Raw genomic sequence first — 17732 nt, forward strand, 5'->3', positions numbered from 1 at the left:
CCGCGCCGAGGGATTCCGATCTACGCTCGGGTTCCCGAGAGCGACGGCCCCGGCCGTGCCTGCACGAGTTGAAACCGGTAGCCCATGCCCCGCACCAGCAGTCCCGAACCGCGATGGGACGGCGCCCCGCTCGATGCTCGCCACGAGATCAGGCTCGCGGTCGCCCTTCCTCTCGTCGCCGCCGCTGCGGCGGCCGCCGCGCTGTGGTCGCACCTGTTCGCGACCGGGCCGCTGCGCTGGTGGGGCACGGCGATCGCCGGCGCCGTCCTGGCGGCGGCCCTGGCCGGCGCGGTCGCCCTGTGCTTCCGCGGCAGGTCGCGTCGGCGCTGGAAGCCCGCCACCGTGTTCCCGATCGCCATCGCGGTCGGCGTCGGCGCGCTCGTTCCGGCCTTCGAGCAGTTCGCGCTCGCGCATCACGGCGTGAGCGTGGAGTGCACCGTCGCCTCTCGAATCGACTACATCGCGGAGACCGTCTTCGATCCGCTCGGCCGGGTCGGCCCCGAGTTCGGCGACCCGAGCGCGTCCGGCGGCCTTGCCTTCGCGCCGCTGACGCTGCTGTTCCTCACCGCGGGCGCGTCGTTCCGGCTGTACCTGGTCGACGACGGGTCCATCAGGGCCGCGCTCGCGGACCGCATCCGCCGCCTCCGCGGCCGCGTCTGACTGGGCGGGAGATGAACGGCGGTGGAAGGGTCGGGGACGGTTGTGTGAGGTCCGGCCCGGCGGATGGCCCCGCCTGCGTCGGGCGGTTACCGTTGCGGCTGACGTCCGCGCGAACGGAAGGCCCGCCGTGATCTACAACCTCTTCGACTCCGCCGCCGCCTACCGGCCGACCGAGGCCGAGCAGGCCGGGCCGGTGCCGCCGATCGAGGCGGTCCTGTTCGACTTCAGCAACACGATCTTCAAGCTCATCGACATCCCGACGTGGCTGCGGCGGGTCGCCGCCGAGAGCGGCCGGGCGCTCGACGACACGCTCGTGGAGAAGACCGCCGCGCAGCTCTACGAGACCTACCGCATCCCCGAGGTCGCCGCGGCGCAGATCGGGCGCGACGAGTCGGCCGCGCAGCACCGGATCGCGCTGTTCGCGTGGTTCGAGCGGGTGGACTACCTCCAGGGCATCGAAGCGGTCGCGTACGAGCTCATCGCCGCCCCCGACGCGTGGGTGCCCTACCCCGACACCGAGCCGCTCCTGCGCGAGCTGCGCCGCCGCGGCGTCAAGACCGGGATCGTCTCGGACTTCCCGTGGGACGTGGGCGTCCACATGGAGCACTTCGGGCTCGAGGACCTGGTGGACGTGCGGGTCATGTCGTACCAGTACGGGACCGAGAAGCCCGACCCGGTGCTGTTCCGGGCCGCCTGCGACCGGCTCGGGGTCGACCCGCGGGCGACGCTCATGGTCGGCGACAACCCCGCCAAGGACGGCGGCGCGGCCGCCTCCGGCCTGCGGGCGTACCTCCTCCCGGGCGAGCCCCGCACCGGCGAGCGCGGCCTCGCGCACGTCCTCGGCTTCCTCGACTAGCCCTTCCGCTTCGGTTTGGCGCGCAGGTGGGCGCGCTCGCCTTGGGAGCCGAAGAGGCTGAGGAACTCCACCGATTCGTCCCCGGCGCGCCCGAACCAGTGCGGGGTGCGCGTGTCGAACTCGGCCGCCTCGCCGGGTTTCATCACGAAGTCGTGCTCCCCCAACACGACCCGGAGGCGTCCGTTGAGGACGTACATCCACTCGTAGCCCTCGTGGACCTGCGGCTCGGGTTCGCTGCGCTCCCCTGCGGGGATGATGAGCTTGTACGCCTGGATGCCGCCGGGCCGGCGCGTCAGCGGCAGGTGGACCATGCCGTGGCGCACGACCGGCCGGAGGTGGATGCGCGGGTCGCCGGTGGGCGGGGCGTCCACGAGCTCGTCGAGGGTGACGCCGTGGGCTTTCGCCAGCGGCAGCAGCAGTTCCAGGGTGGGGCGGCGCGCGCCCGATTCGAGGCGGGAGAGGGTGCTCACGGAGATGCCCGTCTCCGCGGCGAGGTCGGCGAGGGTCGCCTTGCGCTCCTTGCGGAGTTCGCGCAGGCGGGGGCCGACGGCGTCCAGGGCCTTGTCGAGATCCATGCCCACCAGTTTGCCAGACCGGCAAGATTCCTTGCCGGTTTCGCGGGTCCCGTTCTACGGTTCAGGCCGGAGGTGGTCGAAGTGACCGATGAACTGATGGACCGGTACGACGTCGTGGTGATCGGCGGGGGCGCGGCCGGGTTGAACGGCGCGCTCGTGCTCGGGCGCGCCCGCCGGACGGTGGCGGTGATCGACGCGGGCGAGCCGCGGAACGCCCCCGCGGACGGCGTCCACGGGCTGCTGGGCCGGGAGGGCATGTCGCCGGGCGAACTGCTCGCCAAGGGCCGGGAGGAGGTCCGCCAGTACGGCGGGCACGTCGTCGAAGGCCGGGTCGCCAAGGCGCTCAAGCAGGACCGGGAGTTCGTGGTGGCCCTCGAGGACGGCCGCGAGGTCGCCGCGCGGCGCCTGCTCGTGGCCGCCGGCCTGGTCGACCGGCTCCCGGAGATCCCGGGCCTGGCCGAGCGGTGGGGCACGAGCGTCGTCCACTGCCCGTACTGCCACGGCTGGGAGCACCGCGACCAGGCGATCGGCGTGATCGGGACCGGCCCGATGGCCGTCCACCAGGCGACGCTGTTCCGGCAGTGGACCGACGACCTGGTGTTCTTCACGCACACCGCCCCCGAGCTCACGGTCGACGAGCGCGAGCGGTTCGCGGCCCGGGGCGTGCGCGTCGTCGAAGGCGAGATCGCCGCGATCGAGGCCGAGGGCGCCCGCATGCGGGACGGCCGGCTCGTCGAGCGGCAGGCGTACGCGATCGGGACCCGCTTGGAGGCCCGCGCCGGGTTCCTCGCCGACCTCGGACTGGAGCTCGCCGACCACCCCTCGGGCGCGGGCCGGCACATACCGGCCGACCCGACCGGCAGGACCGCCGTCGCGGGCGTGTGGGCGGCCGGGAACGTCACGGACCTGATGGGCCAGGTCGGGCCCTCGGCGGCGGCGGGCGCCATGGCCGCGGCGATGATCAACTTCGATCTGATCGAGGAGGAGACGGCCGAGGCCGTCAGGCTCCACCGGCTGGGCGCGTAGCGGGGTGGGGGGGGCGCCCCGCCCCCCCCCCCCCACACCCCCCAGGGGCCCCCCCCCCCCCCCCCCCCGGGGGGGGGGGGGGGGGGGGGGGGGCCCCCCCCCCCCCCCCCCACTTCCAGTCCGCTTCGGGCACACCGCCGTCCGGCCGCGGGGACCGGGGCCGGTCCCGGAGAACCCGCGCACCGCCGGGCAACCCGGGGCGCCGATCCGGCGTATTCCTCTCGGCGCGCGCCCCGGAATCCTCCGGGGCCCATGCGCGACGACCGACGCTCGAACCCGGGCGCCGGCGCGACCACGAGAGGCATTCTTCATGCGCACCCGCTTCGCGGCCATCCTCGCCGCACTCGCCATACCGCTGTTCGCCGTCATCGGCTTCGCCAACCCGGCCTTCGCCGCCTACGAGCTGGACCAGGCCGTCGACGTCGACTGGTACGCCGACTCCTCGAGGGAGTGCTACAGCAACACCTGGGTGTCCGCCTGCATCCAGAAGAACGGCGACGACATCTGGCTCAAGGACAACGTCGACGACGGCCACTGGGTCAGGGTCGTCTGGTGGGACCTCGACGGGTCCCGCGAGGGCTACTGCACCGACTTCCTCGGGTACTCGAAGGCCTGGACCAGGTGCAACAAGGACTGGACCGACGGGCACGAGATCGCCTGGTACGTCTACTACTACACCGGCGGCCAGTGGTGGGCCGGCCCCACCCAGACCACCGTCGTCTAGCGGTCGTCCGGGCGCGCTCGCCCGGCGCTCACTCCCGCGTCGGCCCGGACCCGTCGCCGAAGGCGAAGTCGCCGCCGGTCGGGTCCTCGGCGACCACCTGCACGGTCTCGATGACCTCGGCAGGGTCGTCGTGCGGGTAGACCACGTACTCGCCGGTGCTGATCATGTCGCGGTCGCTCATGGCGGCGCCTTTCGATCGGAGGGTCCGCCTCCACTGTAGCCGCGGGAAGCGAAAGGCCCCGGCCCGCGATCGCGGGCCGGGGCCGTTCGGCGCCTATTCGGGACGCTTCGGCTTGAGCGCCGAACCGCCGGTGGCCAGCCGCATCAGGTCGGAGCTCAAGTCGATGTCGAGCTCCGTGCCGCCGGCCGAGCCGAACTCGTGCTGGTAGCTCTTCCACGACTCCGAGCGGACCTGCTCGGCGAACCCGGACTCCATGAGCAGCAGCAGCTCGATCGCCGCGCGCCCGATCCGCTCCCCCAGCTCCGAGGCGTTCCAGTCCTCGGTGGCCGCGAACACCGACGTCGGCACCGTCATCGTCCGCAGGTACGCGAACAGCGACCGCATCTGCTCGTCGACGACCAGCGCGTGCCGCGCCGTCCCGGCCGTCGCTGCCAGGATCACCGGCTTGGCGATGAGCAGGTCGTTGTCGAGGACGTGGAAGAACGAGCTGAACAGCCCGCTCGGCGCGGCCTTGTACACCGGGGCGCTGGCGACGATCCCGTCCGCGCGGCCGAGGACCTCGATCGCACGGGTCATCTTGGGGCCCATGTGCTGCGAGACGATCGCGGTGGTGATCTCGGTGGCGAGCCCGCGCAGGTCGACCACGTCGACCGCGACGGCTCCGCCGCGCTCCTGGGCGAGCGCGCCGATGCGGGACGCGATGCGGTCGGCGAGCATGCGCGTCGACGACGGGTCGCTGGTGCCGGCGCTGACGACGGCGAGCCGGAACGGCTCCTTCGGGGTGTTCACAGCACGGCCTCCTTCGGGGTCCGTTGGGGCTTCGGGGCCGGGGCGGTCGCCCCGGCGAGTTTGCGGCCGATGGATTCGAGCTGGCGCATCTCCTCCTCGGTGAGGGCGTCGGCGACGGCGCGGGCCACGTCGACGGCGTGGCGGCCGCCGACCAGGCGCTGGGCCTCGCGCCCGGCGGCGGTGAGCCCCAGGCGCAGGCCGCGTCCGTCCTCGGGGTCGGCGAGCCGCTCGACCAGGCCGCGGTCGGCGAGCCGCTCGACCAGCCGCGACAGGGCGGGCTGGCTGAGCAGGACGCCGCGGCCGAGCTCGAACAGGCGGATCGGCCCGTCGTGTTTGGACAGGGTGTAGAGCACGTCGTACTCGCGCATCGACAGCTCGTCCCAGATCGGCTGGGCCGCGAACCGCTTCATGAGCGCCGCGTGGGCGGTCAGCAGCGATTCCCAGGCGTCGTTCGCGAGCCGGCTCCGTGAGCGGGTCATGGTGTCCTCCAAGCGGACTAGATCTCGGGGTACTCGGCCGCGGGCTCGCTGTCCTGGTAGGGCGAGGCGCCGGTGACGTTGTCGCCGCGGTTGGCGTTCGGGCGCGGCTGGCGGGCCGGCCCGTCGCCGTACTTGGCCTTCACCAGTCCGGCGTGCGTCGGGGCCTCGGCCGACTCGGGGTCGCGGCGCGCCGCGAGCTCCTTGCGCAGCACCGGGACGACCTCGCCGCCGAGCAGCTCGAGCTGGTCGAGGACCATGCCGAGCGGCATGCCGGCGTGATCGATGAGGAACATCTGGCGCTGGTAGTCGCCGAGGGCGTCGTGGAAGGTCAGCGTCTTGTCGATGACCTCCTGCGGGCTGCCCACCGACAGCGGCGTGCCCTGCGTGAACTCCTCCAGGGTCGGGCCGTGGCCGTAGACGGGCGCCTCGTCGAAGTACGGGCGGAACTCCTTGACCGCGTCCTGGCTGCGCTTGGCGATGTACGCCTGGCCGCCGATGCCGACGACCGCCTGCTTGCGGGTGCCGTGCCCGTAGTGCTCGAAGCGCTGCCGGTAGAAGTCGATGAGGCGCTTGGAGTGCGAGGTGGGCCAGAAGATGTGGTTGGCGAAGTACCCGTTGCCGTAGAACGCGGCCTGCTCGGCGATCTCGGGCGTGCGGATCGAGCCGTGCCACACGAACGGCGGCACGTCGTCGAGCGGGCGCGGCGTCGAGGTGAAGCCCTGGAGCGGGGTGCGGAACTGGCCCTCCCAGTCCACGACGTCCTCGCGCCACAGCCGGTGCAGGAGGTTGTAGTGCTCCAGCGCGAGCGGCAGGCCCTGGCGGATGTCCTGGCCGAACCACGGGTAGACCGGCGCGGTGTTGCCGCGGCCGAGCATGAGGTCCATGCGGCCCTTGGCGAGGTGCTGGAGCATCGCGTACTCCTCGGCGATGCGCACCGGGTCGTTCGTGGTGATCAGCGTGGTCGCGGTGGTGAGGATGAGCCGCTCGGTGAGCGCGGCGATGTGCGCGAGCAGCGTCGTCGGCGAAGAGGAGAAGAACGGCGGGTTGTGGTGCTCGCCGATGGCGAACACGTCGAGGCCGACCTCTTCGGCCTTGACGGCGATCTTCACGATCGCCTCGATCCGCTCGGCCTCGCTCGGGGTCTCCCCCGAGATGGGGTCGCGCGTGATGTCACTGACTGAGAAGATCCCGAACTGCATCGGATTCCCTGCTCTCCCCGCCTCGGCGGGATCGAAGTTCATGCGTTTGCATCTACCTTAACGGGCCGGGGCGCCGGACTATTCCGATTCGGGCCGGGGAGGCGGTCCTCACAGGCCGCCGCGCCGGGCGGTGACGCATGTGTGACGGATCGATGCCCGATTGCGTACCCTCAGAAGAGGACTGCCGCAATCGACCGGATTCGGCGCCGCCGTCCGACCCACCCCCGGAGGCTCCGATGCACGACCTGTACTCGCCCGACCGCGCCTGCTACTGGAGCGACGACCACCCCGTCCTCGACCTGGTCCGGGCCCGCAAGCAGGCCGGCGGCAGGCCCGGTGCGCACGGAGACGGCCACAAGCTCGGACTGGCCGTCGAAGGCGGCGGCATGCGCGGCGTCGTCTCCGCCGCGATGCTCACCGCCCTGGACGACCTGGGCCTGCGCGGGGTCTTCGACTGCGTCTACAGCTGCTCCTCAGGGTCGGTCAACGCGGCCTACTTCGCCGGCGGCGAGACCTGGTACCCCCTCACCATCTACTTCGACGACCTCGCCACCAGGCAGTTCGTCGACATGCGCCGCTTCGCCTCGCGCCGCGGCATCCTCAACCTCGACTACGTGTTCGAGCAGGTCCTCGAGACCGTCAAGCCCCTCGACTACGACCGGATCCTCGCCGGCCCGGCCGGGTTCCACGTCGCCGTGACCCTCGTCGACGAGCTGCGCACCGAGTCCGTCGGCGACTTCTGCGACCGCGAGGACCTGCGCGAGGGCCTCCGCGCCTCCTGCTGGCTGCCCGTCGCCGTCCCCGGCGCGGGCGAGTTCCGCGGCCGCCGCGCCGTCGACGGCGGCGTCCTCACCGCCCACCCGTACCTCCTCGCGCTCGCCGACGGCTGCACCCACGTGCTGTCGCTGAGCACCAAGCCGATGCGCGCCCCCGGCCGCGCCTCGGCCGGCCGGCACCTGTCGGCGTTCTACATGGAGCGCATCAAGCGGGGCCTGGGCAAGGGCTACCTCGCGTCCCTCGAGCGGTACCGCGCCCAGCGCCGCCGGCTCCAGGAGTGGATGACCGAGCCCGGCGAGGGCCCCTTCGTCCTCGACCTCGCGCCGCTGCCGTGGATGTCCGAGGTCCGCCGCCACGAGATGTCCCTCGGGGCGCTGCTCACCGCCGCGCGCGAGGCGCACGCCGTCATGCACGCGGCCGTCGGCGGGATCCCCGCCTCGCGCCTGCGCGACGGGTCCTTCGCCTCGCTCCCCCGCTTCGTGGCCGTCGACGGAGGCGTCCGTGCCGACGCAGCATGAGATCCTCACCGCCGCCATCGACGGCCTCGCCGGCGGCGGCGACCCCGCCGCCGCGGCCGCGCTCGACCGGTGGGACCCGAGCCACTGGCGCAGCGTCCTGCTCGACCTCCCGCTCGACGAGCGCGGCTACCGCGACCGCTTCCTGATCGACCAGGACGCCGAGATCGTGCGGCTCTGGCGCTGGTGGACGGCCGACGGCGGCCCGGACCGCCCGGCCCAGACCGCCGGGTACCTCGGGTTCTACCTGCTCACGATCGTGGCCCTCCACTGCTCCGAACGGGCCCGGTTCCACGGGGAGACGGACGTGCGGTTCGCCGTCGGCGAGGAGACCGTCACCGCCGCCCGCATCTCGGCCGGGCTCGTCGCCGACCCGCGGGTCCGCCGCGCCGTCCAGGTGCTGTACGACCCCGCGTTCGGGAGCGAACCGGCCACCGAGGAGACCCTCGCGGAGTGGGAGAAGATCGACTTCGACTCGCTGCGGTTCCACCGCCACGGGACCACCTCGGTCATCCTGTACGGCAGGAGCGCGAAACCCAAGGCCAGCCGCCACACCGAGTTCGCGTTCAAATGCCTGATCTACCCGTACCGGCAGCAGCCGCCGATCGTTGCCGCCACCAGGGCCTACGCGAGCCGGTTCGAAGGGTTCATCCCCGACGACGCGCCCCTGGTCGGCGTCTGGGCCAGCCACGACGGCTGGATCCTGATGGACTTCCTCAAAGGGGAGACGCTGGCCGACCGGCTCCGGTCGCGCCCGAAGGCCGAGACCAAGCCGCGCAAGACGGTCGTCCGGCCCGTCGACATCGCCGAACTCGACGTCCTCGGCAGCGCACTCCTGCACGCCCTGGCCGACCTGGAGCGGCTCGACTACCGCCACGAGGACCTCTCGCCGTCGAACATCGTCGTCCAGTCCGTCGGCGGCGGCACCCGCATCCGCTTCATCGACCTGGGCGTCAACCACCTCCACACCCGGATGCTGCCCGGCGAGGCGTACGGCGAGGCGGTCTACGTCGCCCCCGAGGTCCGCAAGGGCGGCGGCGGCGACGGGCAGGCCGACCTGTACTCGCTCGGGCGGATCCTGCTGGCGATCAGCGGCGCGGAGCTCCGACCCGACGGCAGCCTGCCGGACCACTCCTATGTGCTCTCGACGGGCATGGCCCGCCTCCTCGAGGACCTCGTGGACGCCGATCCGGGCCGGCGCCTGCTGGTGACGCCGATCGAGGAGCACGATCCCGTGCACGGGCAGGACCGCAACCGGATCGACCAGATCCGGGAGCTGTTCGAACGCGAGATGGCGGTCATACGCGAGGCCGCCCGCCTCGAACCGGAAGGGGCGCTGGAGAAGGCCAGGAGCCTCCTGCCGGGTTCGGGGACGGTCTCGCGCCAGGGCCGCATCCTGCGGGTGCGCAAGCGCCAGGCCGCGGAGCTGCGGAGGCGGGGCCTGGCCGCCGACGTGCCGCGGCTGCGCAAGGCCCAGCGGCTGCACCGGTGGGCGTGGGCGGCCGCGTTCGTCCTGTGGGGGACGGCCGCGCTCGTCGCGACCTGGTGGGTGGAGGACCTCGGCGTCGGCTGGCAGGCGAAGGGCATCGAGATGGTCAACATCGCGATCGCCCAGACCGGGTCGGACTTCGACTTCTTCGCCGCGATGCGCCTGGACGGCTATGACATGCCCGACCCGTGGGAGAACCTGCCGGCGCGGCTGGTCGGCTTCTCGTTCGCCCTGGTGAACGCGCGCCTGTACTTGAACCTCTTCGCCGAGATCTCGCCCCTGTCCCCGCTGCCGCGCCGCGGCCGGCGGCGGTTCCTCACGTGGGCCACCGAGTTCGGGCTCAGGTCGATGGCGGTCCTGCCGTCGCTGTGCGTGCTCATCCCCACGCTGCTCCAAGGCGACTGGTGGCCGCTGGCGACGCAGATCGGACTGGTGTGGACCGCGATCGTGTTCACCGTGTTCATCGCGTTCGAGCGCGACACCCACCGCCGGGCCCGCGAGGCGGGCCTGTCCACCGTGCCCGAGGGCGAGTTCCCGCCCGGGCGGCTGGTCCGGTGGCGGCCGACGCTGCTCATCTACTGCGCGACGGTGCTGGTCATGGGCACCCTGATCATGCTCGACCTGGTGCAGGATGAACTGGTGTACGCGTGCTTCGTGTCGCTGATCAACCTGTCGATCTACTACTTCAAGAGCGCCGGGGCCGACGCGCCGCGGGTGCGGACCGAGCTGTCGCGGGCGTTCCTGGCGGCCGAGCGGCTCGACCACCTGGAGGCGCGCCGGCGGGCCGCGGCGGCGGCCGGGCCCCGGACGCCCTCAGAGGGGGCGCCGCATGCAGACGCGGGGCCAGCGGTCGATGCCGTGGGCGGACTCGCGGTCGCGGATCGCGCGTAGCCCCGGGGTGAGGTCGGCTTCGGCGAGCGGGGCGAATCCGAGGCGGGCGTAGTAGGGCGCGTTCCATGGGACGTCCCGGAACGTGGTGAGCGTGAGCGCGGTCAGCCCGTCCGCGGCGGCGCGGGCGGCGGCATGGTCGATGAGGGAGCGGCCGATGCGGCGGCGGGCCCAGTCGGGGTGGACCGAGACCTGCTCGATGTGGAGGGCGCCGTCGACGGGCTCGGCGATGAGGTAGGCGACGGGCTCGCGGTGCTCGACGGCCGCCCAGGCGAGGCCGGTGCGGCGGTAGTCGTCGAGTTCTTTGAGGGTGAGCGGCTCGTCGTCGGCGATGGCGTCCATGCCGGCGGTGCGGAAGCACTCGCCGGCGGCGCGCTCGATGTCCTGGAGGAGGGGCAGGTCGGTGTCAGTCACAACCCTGATGCGCATGTGGCCAGTGTGCGCCGAACCGGGCCCGGCGGGCAAGTGGGTGCACCCTTCCGCGGGGTGCGTGTCACCGGTACTCCGGGAGCGGGTCCGCGAGGTTCCAGCCGGCGGCGACGAGTGCGTCGACGGCGCGGACGGCCTGCTCGAGTCGGTGCTCGCGGGAGCCCCGAAGTTTCACGTAGCGGCGGCCGGTGCGGCGCAGCTCCTGTTCGAAGCGGGCGGTCATCCAGGGCCGCAGGTGCTCGCCGTCGCGGAGGCCGTCGTCGTCGAACGGGACGCCGTCGTGGTCGGTGAGCAGGTATAGATGGTGGTGCAGGGCGTCGGCGAGCGGGTCGAGGGCGGGGTTGCGGCCGCCGAGGTAGCGCTCGTGCCAGATCGCGGTGGCGAAGGCGTCGGTGTCGCAGAACAGGACCGGGCCGCCGAGGCGCGCGGCGGCCTCCTCGAGCTCGTTCTGGCGGGCGGCGATGACCGGGAAGTCCGCAGTATCGAACGGCATCTCGAACCGGACGTCGGACCACGCGGCCCCGGGCCGGACCGCCTGGAGGGCCCGCAGCTTCTCCTCGCTGAAGGTCCGGCCGTACTCGGGGACGCACCGCGTGTCGGCCCAGGCGCCGCCGCGGGCGGCGTACGCGGCCGCGAGCGCCTCGGCGATGGTGGTCGTGCCGGAGGACTCGGCGCCGAGGGCCACGACGCGCAGCGCGAGCCCGGCGCGGACGGGGCCTTCGAGGTAGTGCCAGTTCCCGGCCGGGTCGGCGCGGATCTTGGTGCCCGAGACGGGGAAGCGGGCCCGGTCGAGGTCGACTTCGACGTGGGCGGCGCCGAGGCGGCGGGCGAGTTCGGGTCCGTAGGACTCGGAGGTGAAGAGGGCGTCGATCCGTTCGGGGACGGCGGCTTTGAAGATGTCGACGTGGGCCTGCCAGATCGCCTCGTCGTGGAGGTCCATGTGGACGTTGTCGACGGTGCCGACGACGCGAACGTCGGGGTGGGCCTCCCGGATCCAGGCGACGCGGGCCGCGAGGGGGATGGTCTCGACGTCGGCGTGGCTGACGAGGACGGTGAGCCGCTCGCAGCCGGCGCGGGCGGTGCGGATGAGGTGGTGGTGGCCGGCGTGGGGCGGGTAGAACTTGCCGAGGACCAGGCCGTGCTCGGGCAGGCTCATGCGACGGCCTCGGCGGTCCGGCGGGCCGTGAGGTCCTTCTGCCAGTTGCGCAGGCCGAGCACGCACAGCGCCATGAATCCGATGTAGAGGATCGCGGTGAGGTAGAGCTCCTTGTAGGCGTACAGCGGGATGTAGACGATGTCGGCGGCGATCCACAGCCACCAGGACTCGAGGCACTTGCGGCACTGCCCGTAGGTCGCCATGAGCGACAGGACGGTGGTGAGGGCGTCCCAGAAGGGGACGGTGGAGTCGGTGGCGCGGTCGAGGAGGGTCGCGATGGCGGCGAGGCCGACGAGCCCGGCGCCGATGAGCGCGATCCATTCGGTGCGGCCGGTGCGGCTGACGGGGAGGGCGTCCTCGGCGGGGCCGCCGCCGCGGACCCAGTTCCACCAGCCGTAGGCCCCGAGGGCGATGAAGACGAGCTGGAGGCCGGCGTCGGCGTAGAGGCCCCACTGGGTGAACAGGACGATGAACATCAGGCAGTTGAAGATGCCGATGCCCCAGTTGGCGATGTGCTGGCGGGCGACCAGCCACACGCAGAGGGCGCCGGAGACGAAGCCGAGGGCTTCGATGAGGGTGGTCGGCACGCCGAAGGCGTCGAACAGGACGGGGTTGGGCACGGCGTCGAACATCGGGGGCCTTTCGAAGGGCGGTCGCTCAGGGGGCGTTCACGACTCTACGGCGGCCGGGGCGGCCGCGGCCATGCCGCAGGTCACCGTTCGGGCGGAGATCCGCTTTCGGCCGTCACTTGACAGCGCGGTTGCGGGACCCGGTAGAGTGAAGCGACTTTACCGATAAAGACCGCTCGCCGCGACCAAGGAAAGGCACCGATGAGCAGCACCGTCAACGCCGTCGTCAACCTCGACCTCGAAGGCCCCGTCATCAACCGCCACGTGTACGGCCACTTCGCCGAGCACCTGGGCCGGTGCATCTACGGCGGCTTCTACGTGGGCGAGGACTCCCCGATCCCGAACGAGGGCGGCATCCGCCTCGACGTCGTCGAGGCCCTCAAGGCCCTCGACATCCCCAACCTCCGCTGGCCCGGCGGCTGCTTCGCCGACGAATACCACTGGCGCGACGGCATCGGCCCCAAGGAGGACCGGCCCGTCATGGTCAACACCCACTGGGGCGGGGTCGAGGAGAACAACCACTTCGGCACCCACGAGTTCATGGCGCTGTGCGAGCTGCTCGGCGCCGAGCCGTACATCTCCGGCAACGTCGGCTCGGGCACCGTCCAGGAGATGAGCGAGTGGGTCGAGTACCTGACCCGCGACGGCGACTCCCCGGCCGTGCGCGAGCGCAAGGCCAACGGCCGCGAGGAGCCGTGGAAGGTCAAGTTCTGGGGCCTGGGCAACGAGACCTGGGGCTGCGGCGGCAACATGTCCGCCGAGCAGTACGCGATGGACGCCCGCAAGTACGCGACCTACTGCCGCGACTACGGCGACAACAAGCTCTACCGCATCGCCGCCGGGGCCTCCGACTTCAGCTACGCCTGGACCGAGACCCTCATGAAGCAGCTCTCCCACCTCGGCTGCCAGCGCGTCGAGCGCCCGCTCTACCAGGCCGTCTCGGTGCACTACTACACCGTCGCGGGGACCTGGGAGGACAAGGGCGCCGCGACCGAGTTCACCGACGACGAGTACTACACGACGATGCTCAAGGCCGCCCGCACCGACGAGCTGCTGACCGGCCACGCCAACGTCATGGACCTGTACGACCCGACCAAGGAGATCGGGATCGTCCTGGACGAGTGGGGCACCTGGTGGAACGTCGAGCCCGGCACCAACCCCGGGTTCCTGTACCAGCAGAACACGATGCGCGACGCGCTCGTGGCGAGCCTGCACTTCGACATCTTCCACCGGCACGCCGACCGGCTCGTGATGGCGAACATCGCGCAGACTGTCAACGTGCTGCAGGCGATGATCCTGACCGACCCGGACTCGGGGGCGCTGGTGCTCACCCCGACCTACCACGTGTTCCGGATGAACAAGGGGCACCAGGACGCCGCGAGCCTCCAGGTTCACGTCGTCGGCGACGCGCCGGCGAAGGAGGTCGGGGGCGCCGAGCTGTCGACGGTGTCGGTGTCCGCCTCCCGCAAGGACGGCCGCCTGCTAGTGTCGCTGTCGAATCTGGACGCGGGCGAGGCCGCCGACGTCGTGATCGACCTGCGCGGCGGCTCGGTGACCGGGCTCGCGTCCGAGATCCTGACCGCCGGGGCCCTCCAGGCCCACAACACGCCCGAGCAGCCCGAGGCGGTCGCCCCCCGCACCCACGACGGGGCGCGGATCGACGGCGGCAAGCTTCACGTGCACCTGCCCGCGCACTCCTTCGTCACCGTGGCCGGAGACGTGGCGTAGTCAGGCGCTTGCCCAGGGTGGGAACATAAGAGGATCGTCGAATCCCGAAAGGCGGTACCCGAGATGGTGACGATGAGCGACGTGGCGCGCCTGGCCGGCGTGTCCAAGATGACCGTGTCCAACGTGGTCAACAACCGGGCCGGGGTCTCCGAGCCGGTCCGGTTGCGCGTCCTCGATGCGATCCAGCAGTCCGGGTACCGCCTGAACGTCAACGCCCGCACGCTGAAGGCCGGGCGCACCGGGGTCATCGGCCTCGCTGTGCCCGGCGTGGACGAGCCGTATTTCGGGATGCTCGGCTCGTTCATCATCGAGGCCGCCCGTGCCCGCGGGTTCCATGTGGCGATCGAGCAGACCGGCGCGAGCGACACCGGTGAGGCCGATGCGATCGCGCAGTCGCACAAGCTGCAGTTCGACGGCCTGATCCTGAGCGCGGTGGCGCTCGATCCGCGCGACCAGGGGCACTCGTGGGGGGACTTCCCGATCGTGATGCTCGGCGAGCGGGACTTCGGCGCGAGCATCGACCATGTGGGGATGGCCAACGAGGCCGGCACCCGGGCGGCGACCGAGCACCTGGTCGCCCAGGGCTGCACCAGGATCGCCAACGTGACCGGCTGGTCGCTGGAGGGCGTCCACGTCGTCTCGCGCCGCTACCAGGGGTATGTGGACGGCTTGGCGGCGCACGGGATCGAGGTGGACACGTCGCTGGTGGCCCTGTCGGGCATGACCATGGAGGACGGCCGCCGGGCGGTCCGGCGCCTCCATTCGTCCGGGGTGCCGTTCGACGGGGTCGTGGCCGTCACCGACACGGTCGCCCTCGGCGTCATCCGCGGCCTGGCCGACCTGGGTCTGCGCGTCCCCGAGGACGTGCGCGTCATCGGCTTCGACGACGTCCCGCAGTCGCCTTACACGACGCCGTCGCTGTCCTCGGTGGCCCCCGACCACCGGTGGATGGCCGAGAAGGCCGTCTCCCTCATCGCGGCCCGCATCGAGGACCCCTCCCGCCCGCCGGAGGAGCACACGGCGCCCTTCGAGCTGAAGCTCCGGGAGTCGACCGCTTGAGCGGTGCGCTCTTCGAGCGCTGCGAGACGGCGGTCCACCGGTGCCCGGGGACTTCGGCGATAGAATGCGGGGATTCCTTCCCGGGAGGTCCCGCTCGTGCCCAGCGACCCGCAGGCCGGCCTTTCGTTCGGCAGCCACTTCCACGACAGCGTCCGCGATGCCGCGCAAGGCGGACGCATCGAGCTGATCGTGGGTGCCCCGCGACCGCAACCGGTGCGCTGGCCGCACCGGATCGGCACGGTGCCGCAACTGGCGGCATCGAGGCAGGAGCGGGAGGCGGACTGGCGGCTGAGCGGGACGACGGCTCCATGCCTGGTCCTGTCCGGGATGGGCGGAGTCGGGAAGACGCAACTGGCCGCTGCCTACGCGACGGACCGCTGGAACCGGTCCGAGCTCGACCTGCTGATGTGGGTGAACGCGAGCAGCGCTGAGGGCATCATCGCGGCTTTCGCCCAGGCGGGCGTCGAACTCTGCGGTGCGGAGCCGGGCGAGGACGTTCGGGCCGCCACCGCGTTCCTCAATCTGCTGTCACGCCCGGAGGCGCCGAGGTGGCTGGTGGTCGTCGACGACCTCGGCGATCCAGCAGCGCTGCAAGGACTCTGGCCGCCGGTCAACCCGCGCGGCCGGACTCTCGTCACGACTCGGCGCAGGGACGCCGCTCTGGACGCGGAAGGCCGTTCCCGGATCGACATCGGGCTGTTCAGCCCGGAGGAGTCACTCGCCTACCTCCACGGGCGGCTCGGTTCGCGGTCGAGGCGGGTCGCCGGAGCCGAGCCATTGGCCGAACTCCTGGGCGGCCTCCCGCTCGCCCTCGGGCAGGCGGCGGCGTTCATCCTCGACCAGCCCGGTCTCACCTGTGAGGACTACCGCCGCCTGTTGGAGGACCGGACCGTGGCGCTGGCCGAGCTGAGCCCGGAGGCCGCCCCCGACGGTTACGGCGGCTCCCTCCACGCGGCCTGGTCGCTCTCGATCGAGCAGGCCGATCGGCATGCACCGGAAGGGCTCGCCGGCGGCATCCTGAAGATCGCCGCGCTCCTGGACCCGGCGGGAATCCCCATGGGACTCTTCACCTCGGCGTCGGTTCTCGGGTTCCTTGCGGACGTGACGGGCACCGAGGGGCTCCGCGCGCTCCAGGTGAGCGCCGCCCTGGGGAGGCTCCACCGGTTGAGCCTGATCGACGCCGACGGTGCCCTGGTGCGGATGCACGCACTCGTCCAGCGCGCCGTGCTGGAGATGACGACGTCGGTGGAGCGGAGCCTCGCCGCCGAATCCGCCGCCGATGCGCTGCAAGCGCTCTGGCCGGAACCGGCGGACGGACCGAACTCGACGGCCGTCCTCTGGACCAACCTCTCGCGGCTCATCGAGAAGGCCGGCCGATCGATCCTCGGGGGCGGCGTCCACCCGGTCTTCTTCGAGGCGGGGAACAGCGTCGGGGCGCAAGGTCAGGTCCGCATGGCGATGGGCTACTTCTCGATGCTCCGGTTCCTCATCGGCCAGGTGCACGTCGACGACCATCCCGACGCCATAGAAGCACGGCACGGCTTCGCCCGCTGGCAGGGCGAGTCCGGGGACGTGCTCGGGGCGGTCGAGGGGTTCCAGGCGGTCCTCGCCGACCGCATCCGGGTCCTCGGCGACGAACACCCGAGGACGTTCGCGACCCGTCAGCGGCTCCTGTACTGGAGAGGGGAGGCGGGCGACCTCGAGACCGCGATCGCGGAGACCGAGTCGCTGCTCGCCGACCGGTTGCGTCTGCTCGGCCCAGAACATTTCGACGTCCTGATCACCCGTTCGCTGCGGGCCCGCTGGCAGGGCCGATCGGGTGACGCGGTAGGTGCGGCAGCGGCGAATGAGTCGCTGCTCGCCGACTGCCTACAGACCCTGGGCGCCGACCATCCGTTCACGCTCGCGGTGCGGCACAACCTCGCGCACTGGCGCGGCGAGGCCGGCGATCCGCAGGGCGCGGCCGCCGCGACGGAGGCACTGCTGGCCGACCGGCTCCGAGTACTGGGGCCCGACCATCCGGACACGTTCCGCAGCCGCCAGAACCTCGCGGGATGGCTCGGCGAGGCCGGCGACACGACAGCGGCGGTGGACGGTTTGACGAGCGTGCTCCACGACCAGCTCCGGGTTCTCGGCCCGGATCACCCCGACGTGCTCGCGGTCCGCAACGACCTCGCCAGGTGGACCGCGCGCAGCGACCGGGTGGAGGAGGCGATCGACGCGTTCACCGAACTGCTCGCCGACTGCGAGCGGATCCTCGACCCCGAGCACCGGTATACGAGGATCGTCGCGCACAACCTCGCCCACTGGCGGGAAAGGCGGCGCGCCGGGATCGCCGGTGAGTTCAGCAACGTGGCGGTCTGGGCCGACGGCGGTCTCGCGTCGAACACCGGGGGGCGCGGCACGGGCGGGATCATGCGCGGCGGCATGATGGGCACCCGCGGAGGGGCCGCCGGCTTCGAACCGAATTCCGATATCGGCACCTGGCTCACCGAGGACGACGACATCTGGGGTCAGGCCGAACACGACGAGGACTAGAACAGGGGGGCCGCCCCGGCGGGGTGCCGGGGCGG

The 17732-nt window shown here is 72.0% G+C and carries 17 protein-coding genes; 9 read left to right on the forward strand and 8 right to left on the reverse strand.

The features are described from left to right. Positions 1 to 84 precede the first annotated feature (84 nt). Both GFD30_RS00460 and GFD30_RS00465 read left to right on the forward strand, forming a co-directional pair. Positions 85 to 660 (forward strand): hypothetical protein, encoded by a 576-nt coding sequence (locus GFD30_RS00460; RefSeq protein WP_153023258.1) that lies wholly within the window; start codon positions 85 to 87, stop codon positions 658 to 660. 127 nt (positions 661 to 787) lie between these two features. Further along, entirely contained in the window at positions 788 to 1516 is a 729-nt protein-coding gene (locus tag GFD30_RS00465) for an HAD family hydrolase (protein ID WP_322632783.1), read from the forward strand. Here GFD30_RS00465 and GFD30_RS00470 read toward each other — a convergent pair. Then, positions 1513 to 2091, reverse strand: a complete 579-nt coding sequence (locus GFD30_RS00470) for a helix-turn-helix domain-containing protein (protein ID WP_153023259.1) — start codon at positions 2089 to 2091, stop codon at positions 1513 to 1515. The genes GFD30_RS00465 and GFD30_RS00470 overlap by 4 nt on opposite strands. An 81-nt stretch (positions 2092 to 2172) precedes the next feature. Here GFD30_RS00470 and GFD30_RS00475 point away from each other — a divergent pair, with 81 nt between their 5' ends. Together GFD30_RS00475 and GFD30_RS00480 are read left to right on the forward strand one after the other, a co-directional pair. Beyond that, positions 2173 to 3117 (forward strand): NAD(P)/FAD-dependent oxidoreductase, encoded by a 945-nt coding sequence (locus GFD30_RS00475; RefSeq protein ID WP_322632784.1) that lies wholly within the window; start codon positions 2173 to 2175, stop codon positions 3115 to 3117. A gap of 310 nt (positions 3118 to 3427) precedes the next feature. Then, positions 3428 to 3841, forward strand: coding sequence for a hypothetical protein (locus GFD30_RS00480; protein WP_153023260.1), 414 nt, complete (start codon positions 3428 to 3430; stop codon positions 3839 to 3841). Between the two features lie 28 nt (positions 3842 to 3869). Here the strand turns inward: GFD30_RS00480 and GFD30_RS00485 are convergent, their stop codons facing one another. The 4 genes from GFD30_RS00485 to GFD30_RS00500 form a co-directional block, all read right to left on the reverse strand. Continuing rightward, positions 3870 to 4022 carry a hypothetical protein gene (locus GFD30_RS00485; RefSeq protein WP_153023261.1) on the reverse strand — a complete coding sequence of 51 codons (153 nt, stop codon included), beginning with the start codon at positions 4020 to 4022 and terminating at the stop codon, positions 3870 to 3872. 93 nt (positions 4023 to 4115) lie between these two features. After that, positions 4116 to 4811 (reverse strand): CE1759 family FMN reductase, encoded by a 696-nt coding sequence (locus GFD30_RS00490; RefSeq protein WP_322632785.1) that lies wholly within the window; start codon positions 4809 to 4811, stop codon positions 4116 to 4118. Further along, entirely contained in the window at positions 4808 to 5290 is a 483-nt protein-coding gene (locus GFD30_RS00495) for a MarR family winged helix-turn-helix transcriptional regulator (protein ID WP_153023262.1), read from the reverse strand. The genes GFD30_RS00490 and GFD30_RS00495 overlap by 4 nt, the downstream gene beginning before the upstream one ends. A gap of 17 nt (positions 5291 to 5307) precedes the next feature. Then, on the reverse strand, positions 5308 to 6489 hold the full coding sequence (locus GFD30_RS00500; protein WP_153023479.1) for an LLM class flavin-dependent oxidoreductase: 1182 nt from the start codon (positions 6487 to 6489) through the stop codon (positions 5308 to 5310). A gap of 236 nt (positions 6490 to 6725) precedes the next feature. Here GFD30_RS00500 and GFD30_RS00505 point away from each other — a divergent pair, with 236 nt between their 5' ends. Continuing rightward, a complete protein-coding gene (locus tag GFD30_RS00505) occupies positions 6726 to 7784 on the forward strand; it encodes a patatin-like phospholipase family protein (RefSeq protein ID WP_153023263.1) in 1059 nt (352 codons plus the stop codon). Further along, on the forward strand, positions 7768 to 10161 hold the full coding sequence (locus GFD30_RS00510) for a protein kinase domain-containing protein (protein WP_153023264.1): 2394 nt from the start codon (positions 7768 to 7770) through the stop codon (positions 10159 to 10161). The genes GFD30_RS00505 and GFD30_RS00510 overlap by 17 nt, the downstream gene beginning before the upstream one ends. Here GFD30_RS00510 and GFD30_RS00515 read toward each other — a convergent pair. The 3 genes from GFD30_RS00515 to pnuC all read right to left on the reverse strand — a co-directional run bounded on the left by GFD30_RS00515 (position 10084) and on the right by pnuC (position 12375). Continuing rightward, the gene (locus GFD30_RS00515; protein WP_153023265.1) at positions 10084 to 10587 is read right to left on the reverse strand and encodes a GNAT family N-acetyltransferase; all 504 of its coding nucleotides are present in this window, start codon (positions 10585 to 10587) and stop codon (positions 10084 to 10086) included. The two genes, GFD30_RS00510 and GFD30_RS00515, sit on opposite strands and share 78 nt — an antisense overlap. A 64-nt stretch (positions 10588 to 10651) precedes the next feature. Beyond that, on the reverse strand, positions 10652 to 11743 hold the full coding sequence (locus GFD30_RS00520) for an AAA family ATPase (RefSeq protein WP_153023266.1): 1092 nt from the start codon (positions 11741 to 11743) through the stop codon (positions 10652 to 10654). Beyond that, positions 11740 to 12375, reverse strand: coding sequence for a nicotinamide riboside transporter PnuC (gene pnuC, locus GFD30_RS00525; protein ID WP_153023267.1), 636 nt, complete (start codon positions 12373 to 12375; stop codon positions 11740 to 11742). Before pnuC ends, GFD30_RS00520 begins: the two co-directional genes overlap by 4 nt. Before the next feature lie 198 nt (positions 12376 to 12573). On the opposite strand from pnuC, the gene GFD30_RS00530 reads away from it, so the two are divergent. From GFD30_RS00530 to GFD30_RS00540, 3 genes are all read left to right on the forward strand, one after another. Next, positions 12574 to 14100, forward strand: a complete 1527-nt coding sequence (locus tag GFD30_RS00530) for an alpha-N-arabinofuranosidase (RefSeq protein WP_153023268.1) — start codon at positions 12574 to 12576, stop codon at positions 14098 to 14100. 63 nt (positions 14101 to 14163) lie between these two features. Continuing rightward, complete coding sequence (locus tag GFD30_RS00535) at positions 14164 to 15159, forward strand: LacI family DNA-binding transcriptional regulator (protein WP_153023269.1); 996 nt, start codon at positions 14164 to 14166, stop codon at positions 15157 to 15159. Between the two features lie 96 nt (positions 15160 to 15255). Beyond that, on the forward strand, positions 15256 to 17697 hold the full coding sequence (locus GFD30_RS00540) for a tetratricopeptide repeat protein (RefSeq protein ID WP_153023270.1): 2442 nt from the start codon (positions 15256 to 15258) through the stop codon (positions 17695 to 17697). Positions 17698 to 17732 lie beyond the last annotated feature (35 nt).

The organism is Glycomyces albidus (genome assembly GCF_009451885.1).
In the GTDB taxonomy this organism is placed as follows: domain Bacteria; phylum Actinomycetota; class Actinomycetes; order Mycobacteriales; family Micromonosporaceae; genus Glycomyces; species Glycomyces albidus.